Here is a 3,205-nt window from a genome sequence, read left to right on the forward strand (position 1 = left end):
ACAGCACCTTGCTCACGCCCTTCAGCTTGGCGGCAGCGTCGGCTGCCGGCTTGGCGCCCTTGCCGGCAACCAGCACATGCACGTCCGAGCCGATCTGCAGCGCGGCCGACAGCGCCTTGGCGGTCTGGTCGGAAAGGGTTGCGTTGTCGTGTTCTGCAATCAGAAGAATAGCCATTGATGATATTCCTGACTTTCGTCTTCGCGGCTCCCTGAAATCCGGTCAGGCCGAGTCGAAAACGGTTGGTTTCGAGAACCGGAGCGGAGCGTACTTCTGTACGTGAGCACCGGAAGCGGAGAAGCCAGCCGTTTGCAGGCCGGCCTCATCGGATTTCCTTACAGCACGCCGGCTTCGTTCTTCAGCTTGTCGACCAGCTCAGCGACGCTCTTGACCTTGACGCCTGCCTTGCGGCCGCTCGGCTCTTCGGTCTTGATGACCTTCAGCCGCGGCTTGACGTCGGCGCCGTAGTCGGCCGGGCTCTTCTCGTCGAGCTGTTTCTTCTTGGCCTTCATGATGTTGGGCAGCGAGGCATAGCGCGGCTGGTTGAGGCGAAGGTCGGCGGTGACGATCACCGGCATCTTCAGTTCCACCGTCTGCAGGCCGCCATCGACTTCCCGCGTCACCTTGGCCTTGTCGCCGTCGAGCACGATCTTGGAGGCGAAGGTGCCCTGCGCCCAGCCCAACAGTGCCGCCAGCATCTGGCCGGTCTGGTTGGAATCGTCGTCGATCGCCTGCTTGCCGAGGATGACGAGGCCGGGCTGCTCGGCGTCGACGACGCCCTTCAGCACCTTGGCGACGCCGAGCGGCTCGGTCTGTTCGTCGGTCTTGACCAGGATGGCGCGGTCGGCGCCCATGGCGAGCGCCGTGCGCAGGGTTTCCTGCGCCTGCTGCGGGCCGATCGAGACGACGATGATTTCTTCCGCCTTGCCAGCTTCCTTCAGCCGGATCGCTTCTTCAACCGCGATCTCGTCGAACGGGTTCATCGCCATCTTGACGTTGGCGAGCTCCACCGCCGAACCATCAGCCTTCACGCGAACCTTGACGTTCGCATCCACAACCCGCTTCACGGGCACAAGGATCTTCATTTGCCTGTCACCTCTTCACGCTAATTGGGCGCGCTATAACAGCCTGCACCCGTTCTGAGTTGTCGAAAGCCGACATTCCAGGTGGAAATTCTGGCCGGATGGAAATTCTGGTCTTTGCCCGCCTTAGGTTGCGGCGGAGACGTTTCCGTAGTTGCGGCAACCCTGCACGTCAATACGCTGCAAGTGGCTCAAATCGGTTCAGTCCGAACTGGAAGCGTTTCCGCGTCCCCAGCGCGGTGTCGCGGCGGGTTGATCGGGGATCAGCGGTTCCGTGGCAACCGGCGGCTGGTCGGGCGCGGCGGGCGCGACGTCTTCGTCGGCGCCGGCAAACAGCGGCACGCCGCGGCTACGCAAGACAAGCACCAGAACGGCGCCGGCGATGATGCCGCCGATATGGCAGGCCCAGGAGATCTGATCCTCGCCGCCGGCGGCAAACATCACCACCTGGAAGAGGACCCACAGGATGAGCGGGATGAAGGCCGGAATGCGCAGCGGGATGCGGGCGAAGGCCAACACCCAGACCTTCACCCTGGGATAAAGGATCAGATAGGCGACGACCACGCCGGCGATGGCGCCCGAGGCACCGATCAGCGGCACCTGCGAGTCCCAGGCGACGAGGCCCTGGAAGGCGGCGCCGGCGATCGCGCACAACAGGTAGAAGATGAGGTAGCGGATGTGACCGAGCGCGTCCTCGACATTGTCGCCGAACACCCACAGGAACAGCATGTTGCCGCCGAGGTGGAAGATGTCGGCATGCAGGAAGGAATAGGTGAGGTAGCTCAGGCTTTCGGGGATGACGATAAAACGGGGATCGAGCTCGGCGGTGTCATGGACGACCGACGGGATGAAGCCGAGACCAAGCACGGCGGCATTGGAGAAACTCTCGCCGCCGAGCGCGGTGGCGAGGTAGACCAGGGCGTTGGCCACGATCAGCCCGATGGTCACATATTGCAGGCGGATGTGGCGCAGCCTGTTGGTGTCGTAAAGCGGGATGAACATGCCCCAGGCCCTCTTCCGCTTTCGACAATCAGCGGTTCTTGCCGGGAACCCATAGCACGTCGGCGTTTCCGTTGTCATTGACCGCCCGGGCGGCGACAAACAGGAAATCCGAGACGCGGTTGATGTATTTCAGACCGTCGCGGTTGACGTGCTCGTTCGGGTCCTGGGCCAGTGCGACCATCAGCCTTTCGGCTCGCCTTGCCACGGTGCGGGCAAGGTGAAGTGCCGCCGCCGCCGCTGTGCCGCCATTGAGCACGAAGGATTTGAGCGGCTGAAGCTCCTTGTTGAGAAGGTCGATGTCCTTTTCGACCCGGTCGGTCTGCACGGCGACGATGCGAAGCGGCTCATAGCCGAGCGGCTTGCCGTCGTCGGGTACGGCGAGATCGGCGCCGAGATCGAACAGATCGTTCTGGATGCGGGAAAGCATGGCGTCGATCGCGGGATGGGCCGCGGCCGTGTGGACCCTGGCGATGCCGATGCAGGCATTGGCCTCGTCGACCGTGCCGTAGGCCTCTACCCGCAGATCGGATTTCAGCCGCCTCTCGCCGGTGCCGAGACCCGTGGTGCCATCATCGCCGGTGCGGGTGTAGATCTTGTTGAGCTTGACCATTTCGCCTCCCCGGCCGCCGGCATCCTCACTTGCGGGTGAAATACACCGCCAGCAGGATCAGCACCAGCGCCACGGCCTGCAGCATGACTCGCGCCTGCATCAGCTTGTTCGAGGTGACGCCGGAGCCGCCGCGCATCATGTTGATGAGGCCGCGAACAAGCACGACCGCAACGGCGACCATGACCAGAATGGCGAGAATGTTGAAGACGGTTGCCATTGCTTCGTTCCAGTTGGTTGGCGTTCAGGCGCGTTTGGCCATCAGGCGGTAAAGCATCGATGCCGGCAGGATGCGTCTGAGCACCGCGCCGATCCTGGCGGGCACTGTTACCACATAGTGCGGGCGTGGGCGCCGCGACAGAAGTGCATGGCGCAGCGCCGCATGAACCACTTCCGGCCCTGGCTTCAAGGCCGATTGGCTGCCGCCGGCCCGCAGTCGCTCGAGTTGCGCCGCATAGTCCACGCGGTGCACGGCATTCTCGTGGTCGATGTTGCTGAGCAACCAAATGAGGCCAT

At 63.3% G+C, this 3,205-nt stretch carries 4 protein-coding genes and 2 pseudogenes; all 6 read right to left on the reverse strand.

The annotated features are described in order from the left end of the window. A pseudogene (locus tag ENZ74_RS26535) lies at positions 1-175 on the reverse strand (electron transfer flavoprotein subunit alpha/FixB family protein); the annotation flags it as partial. A gap of 158 nt (positions 176-333) precedes the next feature. Beyond that, complete coding sequence (locus ENZ74_RS26540; RefSeq protein ID WP_013529425.1) at positions 334-1,083, reverse strand: electron transfer flavoprotein subunit beta/FixA family protein; 750 nt, start codon at positions 1,081-1,083, stop codon at positions 334-336. A 198-nt stretch (positions 1,084-1,281) separates the two neighbouring features. Then, positions 1,282-2,082: a rhomboid family intramembrane serine protease gene (locus ENZ74_RS26545; RefSeq protein WP_027163501.1), complete on the reverse strand. Its 801-nt coding sequence runs from the start codon at positions 2,080-2,082 to the stop codon at positions 1,282-1,284. Between the two features lie 28 nt (positions 2,083-2,110). Next, a complete protein-coding gene (locus tag ENZ74_RS26550; RefSeq protein WP_013529427.1) occupies positions 2,111-2,692 on the reverse strand; it encodes a cob(I)yrinic acid a,c-diamide adenosyltransferase in 582 nt (193 codons plus the stop codon). A gap of 25 nt (positions 2,693-2,717) precedes the next feature. Further along, positions 2,718-2,909 (reverse strand): twin transmembrane helix small protein, encoded by a 192-nt coding sequence (locus ENZ74_RS26555; protein WP_013529428.1) that lies wholly within the window; start codon positions 2,907-2,909, stop codon positions 2,718-2,720. 24 nt (positions 2,910-2,933) lie between these two features. After that, positions 2,934-3,205 (reverse strand): annotated as a pseudogene (locus ENZ74_RS26560) (short-chain dehydrogenase); the annotation flags it as partial.

The sequence above is a fragment of the Mesorhizobium sp. M7A.F.Ca.CA.002.15.2.1 genome (assembly GCF_003998715.1).
Taxonomy (GTDB): domain Bacteria; phylum Pseudomonadota; class Alphaproteobacteria; order Rhizobiales; family Rhizobiaceae; genus Mesorhizobium; species Mesorhizobium ciceri.

Coding starts and splice junctions, on each gene's coding strand:
- ENZ74_RS26540 (WP_013529425.1), bottom strand. CDS start 1,083: ATGAAGATCCTTGTGCCCGTGAAGCGGGTTGTGGATGCGAACGTCAAG.
- ENZ74_RS26545 (WP_027163501.1), bottom strand. CDS start 2,082: ATGTTCATCCCGCTTTACGACACCAACAGGCTGCGCCACATCCGCCTG.
- ENZ74_RS26550 (WP_013529427.1), bottom strand. CDS start 2,692: ATGGTCAAGCTCAACAAGATCTACACCCGCACCGGCGATGATGGCACC.
- ENZ74_RS26555 (WP_013529428.1), bottom strand. CDS start 2,909: ATGGCAACCGTCTTCAACATTCTCGCCATTCTGGTCATGGTCGCCGTT.